Origin of the sequence: Kitasatospora sp. NPDC127060 (genome assembly GCF_042724935.1) — a bacterium.
Lineage (GTDB): Bacteria > Actinomycetota > Actinomycetes > Streptomycetales > Streptomycetaceae > Kitasatospora.
The window spans coordinates 38190-58800 of record NZ_JBHXEG010000027.1; the positions used below are offsets into that span (position 1 = coordinate 38190).

General features: G+C 71.1%; 16 protein-coding genes, 1 tRNA gene and 2 pseudogenes. 10 read left to right on the forward strand and 9 right to left on the reverse strand.

Annotated features, from left to right (window positions below; genetic code table 11):
- The first annotated feature begins 3 nt into the window (after window positions 1-3).
- The 5 genes from ACFWIS_RS17325 to ACFWIS_RS17345 all read left to right on the forward strand — a co-directional run bounded on the left by ACFWIS_RS17325 (window position 4) and on the right by ACFWIS_RS17345 (window position 5278).
- On the forward strand, window positions 4-1233 hold the full coding sequence (locus ACFWIS_RS17325; RefSeq protein ID WP_380454248.1) for a TDT family transporter: 1230 nt from the start codon (window positions 4-6) through the stop codon (window positions 1231-1233).
- 676 nt (window positions 1234-1909) lie between these two features.
- Window positions 1910-2905 (forward strand): LuxR family transcriptional regulator, encoded by a 996-nt coding sequence (locus tag ACFWIS_RS17330; RefSeq protein ID WP_380454250.1) that lies wholly within the window; start codon window positions 1910-1912, stop codon window positions 2903-2905.
- A complete protein-coding gene (locus ACFWIS_RS17335; protein WP_380454252.1) occupies window positions 2895-3851 on the forward strand; it encodes a LuxR family transcriptional regulator in 957 nt (318 codons plus the stop codon). The genes ACFWIS_RS17330 and ACFWIS_RS17335 overlap by 11 nt, the downstream gene beginning before the upstream one ends.
- Complete coding sequence (locus tag ACFWIS_RS17340) at window positions 3844-4806, forward strand: helix-turn-helix domain-containing protein (RefSeq protein WP_380454254.1); 963 nt, start codon at window positions 3844-3846, stop codon at window positions 4804-4806. Before ACFWIS_RS17335 ends, ACFWIS_RS17340 begins: the two co-directional genes overlap by 8 nt.
- Window positions 4799-5278: a LuxR C-terminal-related transcriptional regulator gene (locus tag ACFWIS_RS17345; protein WP_380454256.1), complete on the forward strand. Its 480-nt coding sequence runs from the start codon at window positions 4799-4801 to the stop codon at window positions 5276-5278. Before ACFWIS_RS17340 ends, ACFWIS_RS17345 begins: the two co-directional genes overlap by 8 nt.
- A 7-nt stretch (window positions 5279-5285) precedes the next feature.
- Here the strand turns inward: ACFWIS_RS17345 and ACFWIS_RS17350 are convergent, their stop codons facing one another.
- From ACFWIS_RS17350 to dnaK, 6 genes are all read right to left on the reverse strand, one after another.
- Window positions 5286-5903 (reverse strand): hypothetical protein, encoded by a 618-nt coding sequence (locus tag ACFWIS_RS17350; protein WP_380454258.1) that lies wholly within the window; start codon window positions 5901-5903, stop codon window positions 5286-5288.
- 564 nt (window positions 5904-6467) lie between these two features.
- Window positions 6468-7469 carry a helix-turn-helix domain-containing protein gene (locus tag ACFWIS_RS17355; RefSeq protein WP_380454260.1) on the reverse strand — a complete coding sequence of 334 codons (1002 nt, stop codon included), beginning with the start codon at window positions 7467-7469 and terminating at the stop codon, window positions 6468-6470.
- 193 nt (window positions 7470-7662) lie between these two features.
- Window positions 7663-8172 (reverse strand): heat shock protein transcriptional repressor HspR, encoded by a 510-nt coding sequence (locus tag ACFWIS_RS17360; protein ID WP_380454314.1) that lies wholly within the window; start codon window positions 8170-8172, stop codon window positions 7663-7665.
- A gap of 58 nt (window positions 8173-8230) precedes the next feature.
- Window positions 8231-9385, reverse strand: a complete 1155-nt coding sequence (dnaJ, locus tag ACFWIS_RS17365; RefSeq protein ID WP_380454262.1) for a molecular chaperone DnaJ — start codon at window positions 9383-9385, stop codon at window positions 8231-8233.
- Between the two features lie 223 nt (window positions 9386-9608).
- Window positions 9609-10229 carry a nucleotide exchange factor GrpE gene (grpE, locus tag ACFWIS_RS17370; RefSeq protein WP_380454264.1) on the reverse strand — a complete coding sequence of 207 codons (621 nt, stop codon included), beginning with the start codon at window positions 10227-10229 and terminating at the stop codon, window positions 9609-9611.
- On the reverse strand, window positions 10226-12073 hold the full coding sequence (gene dnaK / locus ACFWIS_RS17375) for a molecular chaperone DnaK (RefSeq protein ID WP_350506620.1): 1848 nt from the start codon (window positions 12071-12073) through the stop codon (window positions 10226-10228). Before dnaK ends, grpE begins: the two co-directional genes overlap by 4 nt.
- A 423-nt stretch (window positions 12074-12496) precedes the next feature.
- Between dnaK and ACFWIS_RS17380 the strand changes: the two genes are divergently transcribed.
- From ACFWIS_RS17380 to ACFWIS_RS17395, 4 genes and pseudogenes are all read left to right on the forward strand, one after another.
- A complete protein-coding gene (locus tag ACFWIS_RS17380; RefSeq protein ID WP_380454266.1) occupies window positions 12497-14719 on the forward strand; it encodes a (Fe-S)-binding protein in 2223 nt (740 codons plus the stop codon).
- A 293-nt stretch (window positions 14720-15012) separates the two neighbouring features.
- Window positions 15013-16077: pseudogene (locus ACFWIS_RS17385) on the forward strand (sugar phosphate nucleotidyltransferase); the annotation flags it as partial.
- A 328-nt stretch (window positions 16078-16405) separates the two neighbouring features.
- Window positions 16406-17377: a YIP1 family protein gene (locus ACFWIS_RS17390; protein WP_380454268.1), complete on the forward strand. Its 972-nt coding sequence runs from the start codon at window positions 16406-16408 to the stop codon at window positions 17375-17377.
- Window positions 17378-17549: 172 nt separating this feature from the next.
- Window positions 17550-18440 carry a metal-dependent hydrolase gene (locus ACFWIS_RS17395; protein ID WP_380454270.1) on the forward strand — a complete coding sequence of 297 codons (891 nt, stop codon included), beginning with the start codon at window positions 17550-17552 and terminating at the stop codon, window positions 18438-18440.
- Between the two features lie 108 nt (window positions 18441-18548).
- On the opposite strand, the gene dcd is transcribed toward ACFWIS_RS17395, so the two are convergent.
- Complete coding sequence (gene dcd / locus ACFWIS_RS17400) at window positions 18549-19124, reverse strand: dCTP deaminase (RefSeq protein ID WP_380454272.1); 576 nt, start codon at window positions 19122-19124, stop codon at window positions 18549-18551.
- Window positions 19125-19196: 72 nt separating this feature from the next.
- Window positions 19197-19418 (reverse strand): hypothetical protein, encoded by a 222-nt coding sequence (locus tag ACFWIS_RS17405; RefSeq protein ID WP_380454274.1) that lies wholly within the window; start codon window positions 19416-19418, stop codon window positions 19197-19199.
- 278 nt (window positions 19419-19696) lie between these two features.
- Between ACFWIS_RS17405 and ACFWIS_RS17410 the strand changes: the two genes are divergently transcribed.
- Window positions 19697-19770, forward strand: a tRNA-Gly gene (locus ACFWIS_RS17410).
- Between the two features lie 64 nt (window positions 19771-19834).
- Here the strand turns inward: ACFWIS_RS17410 and ACFWIS_RS17415 are convergent.
- A pseudogene (locus tag ACFWIS_RS17415) lies at window positions 19835-20405 on the reverse strand (hypothetical protein); the annotation flags it as partial.
- Between the last annotated feature and the right edge of the window lie 206 nt (window positions 20406-20611).

Here is a 20611-nt window from a genome sequence, read left to right on the forward strand (position 1 = left end):
TCCATGTCCATCTCGGCCGATGTCCGTCCACTCGCCCGCCGCCCCGCGGCCCCCGCCGGCTCCACCGGCGCCCCGGCCGTTCCCGCCGGCTCCACCGGCGCCCCGGCCGTTCCCGCCGGCTCCACCGGCGTTCAGGCCATCCCCGCGATCCCCGCCGCCGGCTCCCGGCTCTCCCGCTTCGACCTCTCCCAGCTCGGCCCCAACTGGTACGCCGCCGTGATGGGCACCGCGATCGTGGCCAACGGTGCCGCCGCCCTGCCGGTCCGGCTGCCCGGCCTGATCGGCTTCGGCGAGGTCATGTGGGCGCTCGGAGCGGCCGCCCTGCTGGTGCTGGCCGGCGCCCGGCTGGTGCACCTCACCCGGCACCGCGAGGCGGCCCGGACCCAGCTGCTGGACAACCCGGCCACCGCCGTCTTCTACGGCTGTCCGCCGATGGCACTGCTGGCGGTCGGGCTCGGCACCCTGCTGCTCGGCTCGCGGGTCATCGGCACCGGCCCGGCCGTCGCCGTCGACGCCGTGCTGTGGGGCGTCGGCACGCTCTACGCGCTGACCGTCGCGGCCGGCATCCCGTACCTGATGATCACCCGGCACCGGGTGTCCGCCCTGGAGGCCAACCCGACCTGGCTGCTGCCCGTGGTCGCCCCGCTGGTCGCCTCCGCCTGCGGCCCGGCCCTCGTCCCGCACCTGCCCGCCGGAACGCCCCAGCAGGCCCTGCTGTACGGCTGCTGGGCGCTGTTCGGGGTCGGCCTGCTGGCCACCCTGGTGCTGCTGCCGGTGGTGTTCACCGGGCTGTTCCACAGCAAGCTGCCCACCCTGGCGCTCACCCCCGCGCTGTTCCTGGTGCTCGGCCCGCTCGGCCAGTCCGTCACCGCGATCCACCAGCTCGCCGACGCGGCCCGCCCGGTGCTGCCCGCGCTGGCCCCCGTCCTGCTGCCGCTGGCCGAGCTGTACGGCGTCGCGGTGATCGGCGTCGCGATGCTCTGGCTGGCCGTCGCGCTCACCGCGAACCTGCGCGCCCGGCGGGCCGGGATGCCCTTCGCGATGACCTGGTGGGCGTACACCTTCCCGATCGGCACCTGCGTCACCGGCGCCGCCGCGCTCGCCAAGCACACCGGCTTCGGCGGCTTCACCGCCCTGACCGTCGGGCTCTACCTGCTGCTCGGCACCGCCTGGGTGCTGGCGGCGGGCGGTACGGCCGCCGGGCTGGTGCGCGGGCGGCTGCTGGCGCGCTGAACCGGGCCGGCACGGGCCGGGCTCAGCGGTGGGACACGACCGCGGTGGACCCCGCCGGGCGGTTCTCGCCGGACGGTTCTCGCTGCTCATGAGCACGCGGCCGTTGCAGGAACGCGCAGCTACGGGATGACGGTGCACCGCCAACCGCCGCCCACCGCCCCCGCCCCCCGCTGGCCTCGACCTTTACCGGAATCCTGCCCGCCGCCCACGCCCCCGGGCCCACCGGGGGATGCGGAAAGTTGCAATTGCGTGAACCTGCACTCCGGCGGCACTTGTCCACCGGCCGTCACGCTGTGAGGGTGGAGGCACGCCAGGCCGTCCGGGCACCGCAGCCCGATGGTGGCGATCCGCTCTTCAGAACTGACCGCGGGTGCAACATCCCGCGGCCGTGGAACGGGGGGGAAGAGCGCCGGCCGGGATCCATGTGTGGTGATGGAGCCCGGGCCGGATCCGGCGAGGCGTTGCTGCTCCGCCTCGACGGAATCGCCCTGGCATTGGCGTACCGACGGCGGCCCCCGGGAGCCCGTGTGCGACGGCACCCGGACCCGGGGGCCCGCCGTCCGGCCGGTAGCGTGAGACGCCCGGCCACCGGCACCCGCGGACCGTGCACCGCCACGGCGCGCGCGTACCGGCGGGGAGGCAACAGGGGAGAGCGTCCGGCAGGGAGAGTTACGACGTGACGGCGGAACCGGCGGACGCGCCGCACCAGGCGGGACCCGAGGGCGAGGAACCCGACGAGGCCGCCCGACAGCTCTACCTGGCGATCATCGCCGGAGGCGGCCGCATCCCGTTCGCCGACATCACCGACGCCGAGCGGACCGCGCTCCGCCAACTCCTCGACATCGGCCTGGTCATGGCCAACCGGCTGGACCGCTGCTACACCGCCGTCAGCCCGCGGTCCGTCAGCGACCGCCTCGGCGCCGAACTCCGCAGCGAGGCCACCCGGCTGCTGGTCCGCGCCGAGAACCTCCCCGGCGCCCTCGACGGCCTCACCCGCGCCTACGACGCGATGCCCCGCCCGTCCGGCCGCGCCGGCGGCGCCGTCTACGTCGAGGGCCACGTCCACATCCGCCAGCGGATCTCCCAACTGGTCTCCGACTGCCGCTCCGAGGTCCTCACCGCCCAACCCGGCCACCGGCCCGCCGACACCCTGCAGGTCGCCCTCGCCCAGGACGTCCAACTCCTCCAGCGCGGCTGCTCGCTGCGCACCGTCTACCAGCCGGTCGCGCTCGCCGAACCACCCGCCATCGCCTACGCCGAGCAGGTCACCCGGCACGGCTCGCAGATCCGGGTCCTCGACGAGCCCTTCCAGCGGCTGATCGTCTTCGACCGCAGCGTCGCCGTCATCTCCGCCAACGACGACAACAGCACCGCCGCCTTCATCAGCGACCCGGCCTCCCTCGCCTTCCTGATCGCCGGCTTCGAACGCGACTGGGCCCGCGCCGACACCGCCGAAGCCGCCGCCGCCCTCGGCCAGGGCCCCGCCCGCACCATCCCCGACCGGGTCGGCCGCCTGCTCGCCCGCGGCCTCACCCAACGCGCCGTCGCCACCCGCCTCGGCCTCAGCGAACGCACCGTCGCCGGCCACATCTCCCGCCTCCGCGACCGCTACGGCGCCCAGACCCTCTTCCAGCTCGGCTGGCTGATGAGAGGCGCCCGCGATGACCGATGAACCCGGCCCCGCCGAACGCGACCTCTACCTCGCCGCCGTCCGCGGCGGCGGCCGGCTGCGCCACGAGGACCTCGCCCCCGCCGACCGGCCCACCGTCGCCGCCCTCGTCGCCCGCGGCCTCCTCACCCCCACCGCCACCGGCTACACGGCCGCCAACCCGCGCGCCCTCGGTGACCGGCTCGGCGCCGAACTCCGGCTCCGCGCCACCCGGCTGCTCGTGCACGCCGAACGGCTCCCGGGCGCCCTCCGGCCGCTCTCCCACGCCTACGAGGCGCTCCACCGGTCGGGCGGCCCGGCCGGCGGAGAACTCGACGACGGGTCCCTCCCCGCCACCCAGATCGACGGCCACACCGCCATCCGCCGACGCCTCACCGAACTCCTCGCCGACTGCAAGGAGGAGTTCCTCTCCGCCCAGCCCGGCCCCCGCCCCGCCGAACTCCTCCAACTGACCCTCGGCCAGGACCTCTCCCTGCTCCGCCGCGGCTGCACCACACGCACCCTCTACCAGCCCGCCATCCTCGACGACCCCGCCGTACTGCACCAGATCGGCCTCCGCAGCCGCCAGGGCGCCCAGACCCGGGTGCTCGCCGAACCGTACGAGCGGATGCTGGTCTTCGACCGCTCGGTGGCCGTCATCCCCGCCGCCGAGGACCGCAACTGCGTCGCCGTCCTCACCGACCCCGCCACCGTCGCCCACCTGGTCGCCCACTTCCACCGCGACTGGGCCCGCGCCACCCCGGCCGACCACCACCTCGGCGCCCCCCACCCCACCACCGTCCGCATCGGCCACCTCCTCACCCGTGGCCTCACCCAACGCGCCGTCGCCACCCGCCTCGGCCTCAGCGAACGCACCGTCGCCGGCCACATCGCCCGCCTCCGCGACCGCTACGGTGCCCAGACCCTCTTCCACCTCGGCTGGCACCTCCGCGGAGACCGCCATGGCTGACCCCGCCGCCCTCCCCGACCCCACCGCCCGCGAGCTCTACCTCGCCATCCTCCGCGAGGGCGGCCGCGTCCGCGCCGCCGACATCGGCCCGGCGGACCGGGAGGCGCTCGGACAGCTGGTTGAACTCGGCCTTCTGGTGCCGCAGTTGGTGGACAACGCGTACAGCGCGGTCGATCCCCGGTCGGTCGCCGAACGGATCAGTGCCGACATCCGCAGGGCGTGCGCCCGACTGCTGGCCGAAGCCGACCAGATCCCCGGGCAACTGCGCGACCTCACCCGTGCCTACGACACCGCACCCCGCCGCGATCCCGGCCGCAGTAGCGCCAGGATCATCACGGACAAGGCCGAGATCCGTCACGAAGTCGAGCAACTGACCCGGGAGTTCGCCAGTGAGGCGCTGAGTGCACAGCCGGGTGTCAGCCGTGACGCCGGCCAGCTGGCCGAATCCCTGGTCCGCACCCGCCGCTACCTCGAACGCGGTGGCGCCATTCGCTGCCTGTTCGAGCGCGGCGCCCGCACCGACGCCCCGGCAGTGGCCTACGCGGCGGCGGCCACCCGACTCGGCTGCGGGATACGAGTGCTGGACCGGCCGTTCAAACGCTTCATGGTCTTCGACCGCACCGTCGCCGTCATCCCCGCCGCTCCGGACAACAGCAGCGCCGCCATCGTCGACGACCCGCCGACGGTGGCGTTCATCGTGGACGCCTTCGAGCAACTGTGGCACCAGTCCGACGCCGTCAACTGGGATTCCATGACAGAGGGTTCACCCGATCCGGACACCCGCGACCAGATCGCCCGCCTCCTCGCCCGAGGCCTCACCCAACGCGCCGTCGCCACCCGCCTCGGCCTCAGCGAGCGCACCGTGGCCAGTCACATCGCCCGCCTGCGCGAGCTGTACGACGCCGAGACCCTCTTCCAGCTCGGCTGGCAGATGGGGGGAGCCCGCAATGCCTGAGCCGGTACTCGACCTGCCCGACGCCGCCGCCCGCGAGCTCTACCGCGCGATCCTGGCCGAAGAAGGCCGGATACACATCGGTGAGATCTGCCCAGAGGACGAAGCCACCGTCAAGCGACTCGCCGACCTCGGACTGACCGTCCTCCGCGTTGCCGACAGCACCTACAGCGCGGTGAGCCCCCGTGCCGTCGGTGACCGCGTCGGGGCAGATCTGCGGGAGGAGAGTGCCCGCCTGCTCGTCCGGTCCGCCGAGGCGCCAGACCTGCTGGAGGACCTGACCCAGGCCCACGATCAGGTGGGTCGCCTGCTCGCGAAGGGGCTCACGCAGCGGGCGATCGCCAGCCGCACGGGGCTGAGCGAGCGGACCGTGGCCGGCCACATCGCCCGGCTGCGTGACGTGTACGACGCCGAGACCCTGTTCCAGCTCGGCCGGCAGAAGCGGGGAGCCCGGACGGGGGAGTCCGGTGGGTGAGTTCGGCTCAGCCGGTGGCGGCGCCGGTCGGCCAGTAGCCGGGAAGGGCGGTCTGCTGCCGGGGGACGTTGAAGCGGTCGCCGGGGGCGGTCCAGAAGCCCTCGCGGAGGGAGAGCGCCATGCCGGCCCAGTCCAGGGCGGTCTCCACGGTGTGGTGGAGGGCCTCCTGGGACCAGGTGTCGTCGAAGACCAGCGGCAGGACGGGGGCGACCTGCTCGATGGTGGCGATCAGCGGGTTGTGGGTGATGGCCTCGTCGACGAGCAGGACGATCGGCTTCCGCAGCGCCGACGCCCAACCGAGTTCGAGGCTGACCCCGGCCGAGAGCGGGGCACCGACGTAGGCGAACACCAGGTCCGCGGACTGCAGCGCCCGGAAGTCGGACGGCACCCGGGGCTCGGGCGCCCGGCCGGCAACGGTCCAGGCGTCGCTGTGGTGCGCGCTGTACACGGCGGCACCGCTGCGGAGCAGGGTGGTGCGGAGCGTCGTCAGCCGCGTCCGGCTGGCGAGCGTCACCACGCTGTCCGCGGGGCCGGTCAGCCGCATCAGCGGCGCGGCCAGGAACACACGTGCACGCCGACCCTCAGGGGCCTGGCTGTCGTTGTGACGCAGGTAGGGCTCGGTCATGTCGACTCCGGGGGAAGGCCGACCAGGGGAGAGTGCGTCGGCGAATGCGTTGGATTTGGGCTGCTCTGCGGCGTAATGCCGATGTTTGGTGAACGGCTAGTCATTTGACGGTACATTGGCAAGATGTGGTGTCTTGCCGGACCATTGGGAGCGAACTGATCGTCCATCGCATGACGCCACCCCGTCCAGGTTCACGAGGTGGCATCTGGATGCCTGGCAGGGAGATGACGCACGCATGCGACAGGGGGGATGGCGTAGCCACACGGCCATACGGCACTATGGGGGTGCGCGTTCCATGGCTGATGATTAGTTCGATACCTGGGTTTTGAGGGAAGTGGTTGGCTGATGTCTCGCATCCAACGGCACGTCCGGAGGGTCGTGCTCCCGGTTGTCATCGGTGTGGCGATGCTGGTGGCCGTGTGCTCCTCGCTCCCTCAGGAACGACCCGTGAGCTCCGGGCACATTGCTGCGGTTGCACTCATCCAAAACGACATAAACTGGACGTGAGGTTCGCCGCCCCCAGGTCACGGGAAAGTGCGGTGCCGCCCAGGTGCGGCTGGTGACTCACGGTTGGATCGGGGCGTCTTGGGTCGCTCGTCCGAGAACGTAGCCCAGTTGGAACAGCGAATCCACGTTGTAGTCGTCTCGCATCTCCGCTATGTGGCGCGCCAGGGTTCTTTCGCTGATGCCCAGGCGGCGTGCGATGACGCGGTGGTTCGTTCCTTCAAGCAGTAGTTCGATGATCGTCTGTCGCAGCCTGGAGACGACCTCCTGCGGAACTGCTCGATTCCCGTCGAACTCAAGTGCGCGGGCCCAGTTGCGTTCAAATATCTCATCGGCGAGATATTTGATGACGGATTGATCGTATATGAATGCCGCAAGGCCCATGTCATCGGCAACAGGAATTACAGCTATTCGGCGATCGATGATGATGAGTCTGGTGTAGGGCTCGTCCAGGGTGCGGAACTGTGAACCTGCCGCAGTCAAGGTGGTGACGTAGTCCCTGGTCGGCTGGTGATATCGCGTGCTCGCGTGGTAGATGGTTCTCATGCTGGCGCCAAGCCGGAGGACCGCAAGGTCGGGCTCGATGCTTGCTGCGAGGACCTCGGGCGGGCGAGGCCCGCCAGGCTGCATCGCAAGCGCTTCCACCAGTCCCTTTTCGGTGGACTGCCGGAGCCTCTGGTTTATGAGCGCTTTTCCGCGAACGTATTCGATCGGGCCGCCGATCTGGCTTGGCGAGTGAAATCCTTCGGCAAGTTCATTGAAATCCGTGGGGATCGATATAGCGCGGGACAGTAGATCCAGTGCCTGTCGCTGCCAAGTGAGGCTGAGGCTCATCGAAAGCTGTGCGGGGTCGACTGCCACGAACGTTCCGGGCTCATCGATATCGGGGACCAGTAGTCCGATTTCTGTCAGTTCGTTAAGTGCATCTGTGGCGGCATATTTATCGTCCTTTCGGATCGTCCTGCCGCGCCTCTGACTGATGGCCAGGAAGAGCTCTCGGGCTTCGGGTGACAGGGTGCGAGATCCATTCGCTGGAAGACCTGCCTGCTCCCGGCCGCTCATTTTTCTCTCCTTGCCATTTTCCGGACAAGATGGTTGGTGAAGCCCGTGGAATACGTGAATTCGACCGGCTCGGTGTGACCCTGCTGGTAGGCGAGGACCGTCCAGCGGACAGCCACTCTCTCACCACACGCCAGCCGCCGGCACCCCCCGAACAGGAGGGAGCCGGCGGCTGTGGTGCGGTCCGGGCCCCGGGTCAGCGCTTGGGGCGCCAGACGACGAGGGCGCTGGATTGCGGCGTGGGGGGCTGGTAGGGGACGAGGTCGCGGCGGTAGGAGGCGTGGACGGCGGCCTCGCGCTGCTGGATGGCGGTGGCGGCGCCTTCGAGGGAGTCGACCAGCTCGGTGATGCGGGACTGGAGGGCGGTGACCTGGTTCTCCAGCTCGATGATCCGTTTGATGCCGGCCAGGTTGATGCCCTCGTCCTGGGAGAGCCGCTGGACCTCGCGCAGCTGCTGGATGTCGCGGGCGGAGTAGCGGCGGCCGCGGCCGGCGGTGCGGTCGGGGCAGACCAGGCCGAGGCGGTCGTACTGGCGCAGGGTCTGCGGGTGGAGGCCGGAGAGTTCGGCGGCGACCGAGATGACGTACACCGGGGTGTCCTCGGTGAGCACGTACTGCGGCGGGGCGGCGGCGCGGCGGGGCCGACGGGGGCCGTTGCCGGGCAGGCCCTCGCCGAGGCCGGGGCCGATGGGGCCGTTGGAGTCCATCGGGCCGTCGGCGCCCATCGGATTCATCGGGTTGAGGGGGTTCGGGGACATCTGGTCGTCACGCTCCCTTCGCCGCCCGGAAGAGAGCGGCTCGTGGGTCGTCGGAGGCGGTGGCCTCGCGGTACTGCTCCAGCGCGTTCAGCGCGTCGCCGGTGACGTGCTGCGGCACCACGACCTCGACGGTGACGAGGAGGTCGCCGCGGGTGCCGTCCTTGCGGGTGGCGCCCTTGCCGCGGGCGCGCATGGTGAGGCCGTTGGCGCTGCCCGGGGGGAGCTTGAGCTTCACGGCGGGGCCGTTCAGCGTGGGCACCTCGATGGTGGCGCCGAGGGCGGCCTCGGGGAAGGTGACCGGGACGGTGACGGTGAGGTTGTCACCCTTGCGTCCGAAGACCGGGTGCGGGTCGACGTGCACGGTGACGTAGAGGTCGCCGGGCTGGCCGCCGCGTTCGCCCTGGGCGCCCTTGCCCTTGAGCCGGATCCGCTGGTCGGCCTGGACGCCGGCCGGGATGCGGACCTGCATGGTGCGGGCGGAGCTGGCCCGGCCGCTGCCGTGGCAGTCGGGGCACGGGTCGTCGACGATCATGCCGCGGCCGCGGCAGTCCTTGCACGGCTCGGAGAGTGCGAAGGCGCCCTGGCCGCGGCTGACGGTGCCGGCGCCGACGCAGGTCGGGCAGACCCGCGGGGTGGTGCCGGACTTGGCGCCGGTGCCGTTGCAGAGGCGGCAGGGGGCCTGGCTGGTCATCCGCAGCGGCACGGTCGCGCCGTCGACGGCCTCCTCGAAGGAGAGCGTCACTTCGGTCTCGACGTCGGCGCCGCGCCGGGGCTGGGCCTGCCGGGTGCCGCCGCGGTTGAAGAGGCCGCCGAAGACGTCGCCGATTCCGCCGCCGCCCCCGCCGCCCTGGTTGCCGCTGAAGAGGTCGCCGAAGTCGAAGCCGTAGCTGCCGGTGCCGGGGCCGCCGGTGCGGAACCCGCCGTTGGCGAAGAGGCTGCGGGCCTCGTCGTACTCCTTGCGGCGCTTCTCGTCGGAGAGGACGTCGTAGGCCTCGGAGATGTCCTTGAAGCGCTCCTCGGCCTTGGCGTCGCCCTTGTTCGCGTCGGGGTGGAACTCGCGGGCCAGCTTGCGGTAGGTCTTCTTGATCTCGGTGGCGGTGGCGTCCTTGGGCACGCCGAGGACCTTGTAGTAGTCCTTCTCCACGTAGTCCTTGCCACTCATGCGCCCACCTCGCCGAGCTCGGCAGCCGCGGAGCGGTACACGCACTTCAGAATGGTTCGCCCGCTGCGCTCGCTCACGGCTTCCGCCACCTCCCGATGTCCATCGTCACTGCGCTGTCAACAGCAGCCGAAAGAAGTGCTGTTGACAGCGCGCTGCGGAGTCGGCCGCCGTACTGGCCGGCGTACGACTCCGCAGCGCACTGGTTGTCAGCTGTCACAGGTTGTCAGCTGTCCGAGCCACCGTCGGACTTGTCCGGGTCGGCGGACTTGGCCTCGGCGTCCGGGCCGGGCGTCGTCTGGGTGCCGGGCTGGGGCTCGGCGACGGCGACCATGGCCGGGCGGATGATCCGCTCGCCGATGCGGTAGCCGGGCTGGAGGATCTGCACGCAGGTGTCCTCGGTGACGTCCGAGGAGTAGCTGTGCATCAGAGCCTCGTGCTGGGTCGGGTCGAAGGGCTCGCCCTCCTTGCCGAACTGCTGCAGGCCCAGCTTGGCGACGACCATCTCCAGGGAGTCGGAGACGGACTTGAAGCCGCCCGTCACCTCGCCGTGCTCGCGGGCGCGGCCGATGTCGTCCAGCACGGGGATCAGGGACTCCAGGATGTTGGAGACCGCGATCTCGCGGACCGTCAGCCGGTCGCGCTCGACCCGCTTGCGGTAGTTCTGGTACTCGGCCTGCAGGCGCTGCAGGTCAGCGGTGCGCTCGGCCAGCTCGCGCTTGGCCGCGGCGAGCTCGTCGGAGCCCTCGCCGGCACCGCCGGCCGCGGCTTCCTCGGCAGCCTTGATCACGGCTTCCTCGGCGGCGGAGTCGTCGCCGGGCTTACCGCCCTGCGGCTTGTCCGTCATGCCGACGCACCGCCCTTGGGCTTCTCGTCGTCCACGATCTCGGCGTCGACGACGTCGTCCTCCTTGGCGTGGGTGGACTCGCCGGCCGCGGCGGCACCGGCACCGGCGGCGTCGGCGTTGGCGTAGAGCGCCTGGCCGAGCTTCTGGGCGGTGGTGGAGACCTTCTCGGAGGCCTCGCGGATCTTCGCGATGTCCTCGCCCTTGAGGGCTTCCTTGAGCTCGCCGATGGCGGTCTCGACCTCGGTCTTGACGTCGGCGGGGAGCTTGTCGGAGTTGTCCGCGATGAACTTCTCGGTCGAGTAGACGAGCTGCTCGGCGGAGTTGCGGGTCTCGACGGCCTCGCGGCGCTTGTGGTCGTCCTCGGCGTACTGCTCGGCCTCGCGGCGCATGCGGTCGACCTCGTCCTTCGGCAGCGAGGAGCCGCCGGTGACGGTCATCTTCTGCTCCTTGCCGGTGCCGAGGTCCTTCGCGCCGACGTGCATGATGCCGTTGGCGTCGATGTCGAAGGTGACCTCGATCTGCGGCAGGCCGCGCGGCGCCGGCGGCAGGCCGGTCAGCTCGAACATCCCGAGCTTCTTGTTGTACGCCGCGATCTCGCGCTCGCCCTGGTAGACCTGGATCTGCACGGACGGCTGGTTGTCCTCGGCCGTGGTGAAGATCTCGGAGCGCTTGGTCGGGATCGTGGTGTTGCGCTCGATCAGCTTGGTCATGATGCCGCCCTTGGTCTCGATGCCGAGGGACAGCGGGGTGACGTCCAGCAGGAGGACGTCCTTGACCTCGCCCTTGAGGACACCGGCCTGGAGCGCGGCGCCGATGGCGACGACCTCGTCCGGGTTGACGCCCTTGTTGGCGTCCTGGCCGCCGGTCAGCTCCTTGACGAGCTCGGCGACGGCGGGCATGCGGGTCGAGCCACCGACCAGGACGACGTGGTCGATCTCGGAGAGCGAGATGCCGGCGTCCTTGATCACGTTGTGGAACGGGACCTTGCAGCGCTCGAGCAGGTCCGCGGTCAGCTGCTGGAACTGGGCGCGGGTGAGCTTCTCGTCCAGGTGCAGCGGGCCCTCGGCGGAGGCCGTGATGTACGGCAGGTTGATCGAGGTCTCGGAGGACGAGGACAGCTCGATCTTGGCCTTCTCGGCGGCCTCGCGAAGACGCTGCAGGGCCATCTTGTCCTTGGACAGGTCGACGCCGTGGCCGGACTGGAAGACCTTGACCAGGTGGTCGACGACGCGCTGGTCCCAGTCGTCGCCACCGAGGTGGTTGTCACCGTTGGTGGCCTTCACCTCGACGACCCCGTCGCCGATCTCCAGCAGGGAGACGTCGAAGGTGCCGCCGCCGAGGTCGAAGACCAGGATGGTCTGGTCGTCCTTGTCCAGGCCGTACGCGAGGGCGGCCGCGGTCGGCTCGTTGACGATGCGCAGGACGTTGAGGCCCGCGATCTCACCGGCCTCCTTGGTGGCCTGGCGCTCCGAGTCGTTGAAGTACGCCGGGACGGTGATGACGGCGTCGGTGACGGTCTCGCCCAGGTAGGCCTCGGCGTCGCGCTTCAGCTTCTGCAGCACGAAGGCCGAGATCTGCTGCGGGTTGAAGTCCTTGCCGTCGATGTTGATCTTCCACCCGGTGCCCATGTGGCGCTTCACCGAGCGGATGGTGCGGTCGACGTTGGTGACCGCCTGGCGCTTGGCCACCTCGCCGACCAGGACCTCGCCGTTCTTCGCGAAGGCGACGACGGACGGCGTGGTCCGAGCGCCCTCGGCGTTCGTGATGACGGTGGGCTCGCCACCCTCCAGAACGCTGACGACCGAGTTCGTCGTGCCGAGGTCGATGCCGACCGCGCGTGCCATCGTAGGTACCTCCACGGAAGAGTTGAGCTTTACGGGCTCAAGGATGCACGACTCGACGGGGGGCGTCAACAGGTATGAGTGCCAGTCGCTCAACTTTGCTGAGGCCCGACGCGGCGCGGACGGTGCCCGGCGGCGGGGCGGTGGCGGCGGCAATGGCGATGGCGGTGGCGGGGTCGGCGACGAGGGTGCGGGCCGCGGCGGTGCGGGCGACGGCGGCCGCGGACGGCCGGGGCGGCGGGCGTGCGGTCACGTGACTGCCGCCATAGCTTGGGAACCTTCTGGAGAACTGTTGCGCACCGGTAATGTCCGGGCCGTCGGCCCGGCAAGTTACCGACCAGTACAATCAGTTCGGAAAACTGCAGAACCGCAGAACCGCAGAACCGCAGACACTGCTCAACCGCAAGCCGCAGGAGACGGAGAGCGATGCAACTAGCAGCGATCGTCATCTCGCTGGTCACGTTCGTGATCGGCACCGCGCTCGCCCTCCGTGCGGCGTGGCACATCTTCAGGGTCGTGCTGACCGGCGCGCCGGACTCGACCCGCTTCGGGAAGCCCGCCCAGCGGGTCAAGACCGTCGCGACCGAGTTCTTCGGCCACACCCGGATGAACCGCTGGGGGATCGTGGGCATCGCCCACTGGTTCGTCGCGGTCGGCTTCTTCAGCCTGGTGCTGACCATCGTCAACGCGATGGGCCAGCTCTTCGACGCCGAGTGGGAACTGCCGATCATCGGCAACTGGATGATCTGGCAGCTCTTCGTCGAGCTCGTCGGCACCCTGACCACGCTGGGCATCGCCACCCTGATGGTGATCCGCCTGATGAGCCTGCCGTCCCGGTCGGGCCGCAAGTCCCGGTTCGCCGGCTCGATCGCCTGGCAGGCCTTCTACGTCGAGTACACGATCCTCGGCATCGGCCTCTGCATCCTGATGCTGCGCGCCCTGGAGGGCGCCCTGGCCGGCGTCGACTCGTACGGCCCGGAGCACCTGGTCTCGTACCCGATCACCTCCGCGCTGAGCGGCCTGTCGCACGGCACGCTGGAGAACCTGGTCTACCTGTTCGCGATGCTGAAGATCTGCATCTCGTTCGCGTGGGCGGTCACCATCGGCCTCAACCCCTCGATGGGCGTGGCCTGGCACCGCTTCCTCGGCTTCTTCAACATCTACTTCAAGCGCGAGGAGGACGGCGGCACCGCGCTCGGAGCGCTCCGTCCGATGACGAGCAAGGGCGAGCCGATCGACTTCGAGGACCCGGCCGAGGACGCCGTCTTCGGCGTCTCCCAGGTCGAGCACTTCTCCTGGAAGGGCATCCTCGACTTCTCCACCTGCACCGAGTGCGGTCGCTGCCAGTCGCAGTGCCCGGCCTGGAACACCGGCAAGCCGCTCTCGCCCAAGCTGCTGATCATGAGCCTGCGCGAGCACGCCTACGGCAAGGCCCCCTACCTGCTGGCCGGTGGCGGCAAGGACATGGAGGGCACCGAGCAGGCGACCGCCGAGCAGCTCAAGGACGTCCCGGCGGCCGCGCTGGCCGAGGCCGAGCGCCCGCTGATCGGCACCGCCGAAGAGAACGGCGTCATCGACCCGGACGTCCTGTGGTCCTGCACCACCTGCGGCGCCTGCGTCGAGCAGTGCCCGGTGGACATCGAGCACATCGACCACATCGTCGACATGCGCCGCTACCAGGTGATGATCGAGAGCAACTTCCCGACCGAGGCCGGGACGATGCTCAAGAACCTGGAGAACAAGGGCAACCCGTGGGGCATGGCCACCAAGGCCCGCCTGGACTGGGTCAAGGAGCTCAAGAAGGAGACCGGCATCGAGGTGCCGGTGATCGGCGAGGACATCGACCCCGCCGAGGTCGAGTACCTCTACTGGGTCGGCTGCGCCGGTGCCCTGGAGGACCGCGCCAAGAAGACCACCAAGGCCTTCGCGGAGCTGCTGCACACCGCCGGCGTGAAGTTCGCCATCCTCGGCAAGGAGGAGACCTGCACCGGTGACTCCCCGCGCCGCCTGGGCAACGAGTTCCTCTTCCAGATGCTCGGCGCGCAGAACGTGGAGACGCTGAACGCCGCGCTGGAGGACGCCCCGACCAAGCGGATCGTGGCCACCTGCCCGCACTGCTTCAACACCATCGCCAACGAGTACCCGCAGCTCGGCGGGCACTTCGAGGTGATCCACCACACCCAGCTGCTGCAGCACCTGATCGACGAGGGCAAGCTCGTCCCGGTGAACCCGGTCGAGGGCCTGATCACCTACCACGACCCCTGCTACCTGGGCCGCCACAACAAGGTCTACAGCCCGCCGCGCGAGATCATGGACAAGGTCCCCGGTCTGCGCCAGCAGGAGATGCACCGACACAAGGAGCGCGGCTTCTGCTGCGGCGCCGGCGGCGCCCGGATGTGGATGGAGGAGCGCATCGGCAAGCGGATCAACACCGAGCGCGTGGACGAGGCGCTGTCCCTCGACCCGGACATCGTCTCCACCGCCTGCCCGTTCTGCCTGGTGATGCTCTCCGACTCGGTCAACGGCAAGAAGAACGAGGGCGCGGCCAAGGAGCACCTCAAGGTGGTCGACGTGGCCCAGCTGCTGCTCGACTCGGTGAAGGCGACCCCGCCGGCCGAGGCCGAGGAGCCGGCGACGGTGGACGCGTAACCGCGACCGCTGTTCGACAGTTCTGCAACAACCGCCCGGCCCGGTGGACGCCGCCAACGCGCCCGCCGGGCCGGGCTTTTCGGTGCCCCGGGCGACGGCCGGCGGTACGGCGGGCGGACGGCGAGTGACGCTGATCGCACGACCGCCGGACGGGCATTCGGTCGGAAGGAAATACAGTAGGCGCCGGACCGGCGAGAGCCGGTCGACCCGTTCCAGGACGGGACCAGACCACCGACGGAGGTATCGGCCCGCCGGGCCGGGCCGCAGAGACCACAAGGGGAACAGCGCAGACCATGACCGAGGCGATCATGCTCGTCGGTGGTAAGGGCACGCGACTGCGTCCGCTGACCACCCACACTCCCAAGCCGATGCTGCCGGTTGCCGGTGTTCCGTTCATCGCGCACCAGCTGGCCCGCGCGGCCGCCGCCGGCGTCACCCGGGTGGTGCTGGCCACGTCCTACCTGGCCGAGGTGTTCGAGGACCACTTCCAGGACGGCACCCCGTACGGGATCGAACTGGTCTACCTGACCGAGCGCGAGCCGCTGGGCACCGGCGGGGCCATCCGCAACGCCGCCTCCGGGCTGACCTGCGGACCGGACGAACCGGTCCTGGTCTTCAACGGGGACATCCTCTCCGGCCTCGACATCGCCGCCCTGCGGGACGGCCACGTGGCCGCCGGGGCCGACGTCACGCTGCACCTCACCCGGGTGGAGGACCCGCGGGCCTTCGGCCTCGTCCCCACCGACGCCGACGGCCGGGTGCTGGAGTTCCTGGAGAAGCCGGAGACGCCGGAGCAGATCGTCACCGACCAGATCAACGCCGGCTGCTACGTCTTCACCCGGTCCGTCATCGACCGCATCCCGGCCGGCCGGGAGGTCTCCGTCGAGCGCGAGACCTTCCCCGAGCTGCTGGCCACCGGCGCCCTGCTGCGCGGCGTCGTCGACACCTCGTACTGGCTGGACCTCGGCACCCCGGGCGCGTTCGTCCGCGGCTCGGCCGACCTGGTCCTCGGCAAGGTCGACTCCCCGGCCGTCCCCGGCCCGACCGGCGACGCCCTGCTGCTGCCCGGCGCCACCGTCCACCCCGGCGCGGTGCTCAGCGGAGGCACCGTGGTCTCCGCCGACGCGGTGGTCGAGGCCGGCGCCATCGTCGAGGGCAGCGTGATCCTGCCCGGCGCGCTGATCGGCCCGGACACCCTGGTGAAGGACTCGATCGTGGGCGCCTACGCCACCGTCGGCGACCGCTCGGCGCTGGACGGCGCGGTGATCGGCGACGGCGCGATCGTGGAGTCCGACAACGAGCTGCCCAACGGCATCCGGATCGCCTGCGGCACCCTGCTGCCGGTCGGCGCCGTCCGCACCACGGCCGGCCCGGGCGGCTGCCCGGCCGGCACCACCGCGGCCGCCGCGGTGCACGGGCCGTCGGTCAGCGCCCAGCGCTAGGACCCGTCCGGCGCGGACGGCCGCGCAGGCGGGTTTCGGACCCGTTCGTCTCAGGCTCGCTGCAAACCGGCCCCGGCTTCGTCCGGGGCCGACGCGCACTGGGCCGGACGGGTACCTTCGGAGCGTGGCTGGTAATCGATACGACAGCGGTCAGGGCGCCGACCGTCCGCACGGCGGATGGCCGGCCCCTCCTCCGCCGCCGCCGGCGGGGGCGCCCGGGGGGTACGGGCGGACGGACGGGCCCGTGGACGGGCCGGAGTACTTCACGTCCGCGCACCCGACGGTGGCGGCCGCCGGGCCGGGGGCACCCGGTGGCCCCGGCGGGCCCGGAGGCACCGTCGGCGACGGGTACGACCCGTACCGGGCCGACCGGCCCGGCAACACCCAGGCCTTCCCGGTCGGCGACCCGTACCAGGGTGGCGACCCGTACGGCCAGCAGCCGCCGTACGGCCCGCAGCACGGTCAGGACCACGGCCAGGACCACGGCTACGGCCGGTACGGACAACCCCCGGGCCCGGGCCACTACGACGACGGCGGGTACGGGCAGCACCCGCCGTACGGCCAGCAGCCCCCGCCCGCGTACGGCGGCGGCCCGGACCAACAGCCCCCGTACGGCCAGGACAACGTCACCGTCTACCGCGCCGGCGGCCAGTCCGCCCCGCACGTCAGCGGGCCGCGGCCGCAGTGGCGCGAGCTGTTCGTCGGCATCTTCCGCACCCCGACCGCGATCTTCGACCGCACCCGGGACCACCAGGTCTGGCTGCCCGCCCTCACCGTCTCGCTGACGTACGGCGTGCTCGCGGTGCTCGGCATCGGGCTGACCCACGACGACATCGTCAACTCGACCTTCTCGGTGGCCCTGACCGGCCTGTTCGCCGCCGCCGTCGGGTTCACCGTGGCCGGCGCGGTCTTCGGCGCGGTCACCTACGCGCTGGCCCGCCAGCTCGGCGGCGACGGCCCGTGGAAGTCCACGGTCGGGCTGGCCGCGCTGATCGGCTGGCTGACTGACGCTCCCCGGCTGCTGCTCGACCTGGTGCTGCCCTCCGGCAGCATGGTCGTCCAGCTGGTCGGCTGGGCCACCTGGGGGCTCTGCGCGTACCTGCTGACCTGCATGGTCCGGCGGGTGCACGACCTGCCCTGGGGCAAGGCGGCGGCCGCCTCGGCGGTGCAACTGCTGGCGCTGCTGGTGCTGATCAAGCTTCCGACACTGGGCTGATCAAGCTGATCAAGCTGCGCGCGCCGGGCTGATCGGGTTTTCGACCCCGGGCTGACCGGGCTGACCGGGCTCCCGGACCGGGGCCGGGGGCCGGCAGGCAGAATGGTGGGCGGATCCGGCCGGAAGGCCCGGGCCCGCCCACCCCCGTCCTCCACCAGCGCCGGAGCCAGCCATGACCCTCCCCACCACCCACGTCAGCTTCCCGGCCGGGGCGGTGACCGGAGAGTCGCCGGTGCTGGCGGTGCACCCGCTGGCGGACGGTCGCTACGCGGTGGTGACCGCGGCCACCCCGTTCCACCCGCTCGACCACACCTGGCCCGACCAGCCGGCCGACCACGGCACCCTGACGGTCGACGGCACCGAACTGGCCGTGCTGGACTGCCTCACCGGCGCGGTCGGCCCGGACGGTGGCGCGCCGCTGGTCGGCGCCGAGATCCCGGTCAAGCGCGGGGACGAGGAGTGGTCCTGGCTGGTGCTGCACGTCCTCGCCGCCGACCCCGGCGACCTCACCGGCCGCACCGCCCTGCTCACCGTCGATGCCGGACGCCGGGCCGCCCTGAGCGCCTCGCACAGCGGCTGCCACCTGCTCGCCCTCGCCCTCAACGCCGCGCTCGCCCCGCGCTGGCGCAAGGACCCGGGCCGCTCCGACGCCTTCGGCAACCCCGACTTCGACAGCCTCGCGATGGCGAGCTCGGTGATGGACACCGAGGCAAGCACGGACACCTACCGGCTCGGCAAGTCGCTGAAGAAGAAGGGCTTCACCGTCGACGCCACCGAGGAGTTCCCCGCCCTCGCCGACGCCCTGCCCGCCCTCACCGAGGCCGTCAACGCCCGGCTCGCCGCCTGGGTCGCGGCCGACGCCCCGGTCCGGATCGAGGTCCCCGGCCCCGAGCTGACCGCCCGCCGCCAGTGGCACTGCGAGCTGCCCGAGGGCGGCGCGCGGATCTTCTGCGGCGGCACCCACCTGCACCACCTGGGCGAGCTCGCCGAGCTGCGCACCGAGCTGCGGCTGTCCGAGGACGGTGCCGAGCTGGTCGCGGTCACCAGCCCCAAGCGGGCCTGACCCCCAGGCGGGCCTGACACCCCGCGCGAGTCCCGGAAACGCCACGGGCGGCCGACCCCTCGGAAGAGGGACGGCCGCCCGCCGTGCGTGCACTCCGCCGTGGTGCGGTCAGACCTCGCTGCGGTGGAAGTTCAGGTACGAGCGGGACGGCGTCGGACCGCGCTGGCCCTGGTAGCGCGAGCCGTAGCGCGCGGAGCCGTACGGGTGCTCCGACGGCGAGGAGAGCCGGAACAGGCACAGCTGCCCGATCTTCATCCCCGGGTAGAGCTTGATCGGCAGCGTCGCGACGTTCGACAGCTCCAGCGTCACGTGGCCGCTGAAACCGGGGTCGATGAAGCCCGCGGTGGAGTGGGTGAGCAGGCCCAGCCGGCCCAGGCTCGACTTGCCCTCCAGGCGGGAGGCCACGTCCTCGGGCAGCGTGATGACCTCGTACGTCGAGGCCAGTACGAACTCGCCGGGGTGCAGGATGAACGCCTCGTCGCCGTCCGGCTCGACCAGCCGGGTCAGGTCCGGCTGCTCCTCGGAGGGGTCGATGTGCGGGTACTTGTGGTTCTCGAACACGCGGAAGAAGCGGTCGAGGCGCACGTCGATGCTCGACGGCTGGATCATCGCCGGGTCGAAGGGGTCGACGACGACCCGGCCCAGGTCGATTTCGGTCCGGATGTCCTTGTCAGAGAGCAGCACGCTTCGAGGTTACGTGCACGACGGGGCCCCGGACGAATCCGTCCGGGGCCCCAGGTGTCCTCCCGCCGGCCGTCAGGCCAGGAACTCAGCGGCCTCCAGCCGCATCGCCTGCGCCAGTTGGGCCGTCGACAGCTTCCGCACGTCGGCCAGCACCGAGCTCCGGAGCCGTCCGCACTGCGGACAGCGGATCAACCGTCCGGGCCCGAGCCGCCCGGGACCGAGGTTCTGCATCGGGAACGTGGTGGTGCTGAACAGGTGCCCCTCGGCACAACGAACGACGGCGCGCTGCTCCATCGATCCCCTTCCCATCCCTAACCCAGTACTCACCCGTACTCATCGCGCCCCGGCGGCCAGGCCCCGGGACAGCGTCACATTAGGGGATGTTCCGGACATTCCACACCATGGCTCGCCGCCCCGACCCCACACCCACCGGAGCACTCACACGCGGCCCAAACAGTACGCCCCCCGCCCACCCCCACCCGGCTCCGCCACGGCCTCGGACCGGCCGTGCAACCACGGTCACGGATGGGGTACAGTGGCACTGGATCGAGCGGTCTCTGACAGCTCATCAGGCGGGCGTAGTTTAATGGTAGAACATGAGCTTCCCAAGCTTAGAGCGCGAGTTCGATTCTCGTCGCCCGCTCCATGTCGAAAGCCGTAGGTCATCTGACCTGCGGCTTTCGCGTTGTCCGGAGCAAGCTGCCCGGGGTCAGCCGACTGATCTGCTCGGGGTGGGAGAAGACCATGGCATCCGCGATCGGGGTGCCTTCGTCGGAGAGGATCCACTCGGGGCCGAGCCCAGGCGCGGCGTCCGGCGTCCGGCGTCCGGCGTCCGGCGTCCGGCGTCCGGCGTCCGGCGTCCGGCGTCCGGCGTCCGGCGTCCGGCGTCCGGCGTCCGGCGTGGCCAGCTTCTTATTGTATCCGACTCCATGCGAGAGAACCGTCAACTTACCCTTGATATAGGCGAGTTGACCGATGAAGCTGGCCGATACGGCCAGGTCCACGGGAGTCAGGAGCGCTTGCTCCCAGGGCAGGACCGGAACGCCCGTCTCCGCGAGCAACTTCGTTACGCCGGACTGGAAGGGGGACGATCCGGTGCAGGTGGCCAACGCCTGGATGCGCAGATCGTCACGGAACAGCGGCCGTACATCGAGCAGCCGCGTCGCCGCGGGCACGTTGCGGATGACCAGCAGGACTCGTCGGCACTGTCCGCGGGTGGCCCATCGGGCCGCATCGGGCCCCCACCGGTGCGCGAGCCCAGTGCTTCAGGCCCTCCGCCACGTGACGATCCCAGCCCTCCCGTTTCGGGACCTTGTGGCCGCCCGGTCCGATCTTGTCGTCGGAGGTGCCAACGTGCCGCGTCGCGGGTGAGGCCCCGGCGGTCCTTGGCGGGCCCCGGCGGCAGGAGAAGGAAGCGACACGGTGCGGATCGGCGGTTCGACTGCACCGCCCAGTGCGATCCGGGGTCGGCCACTTGCGGAACTGTC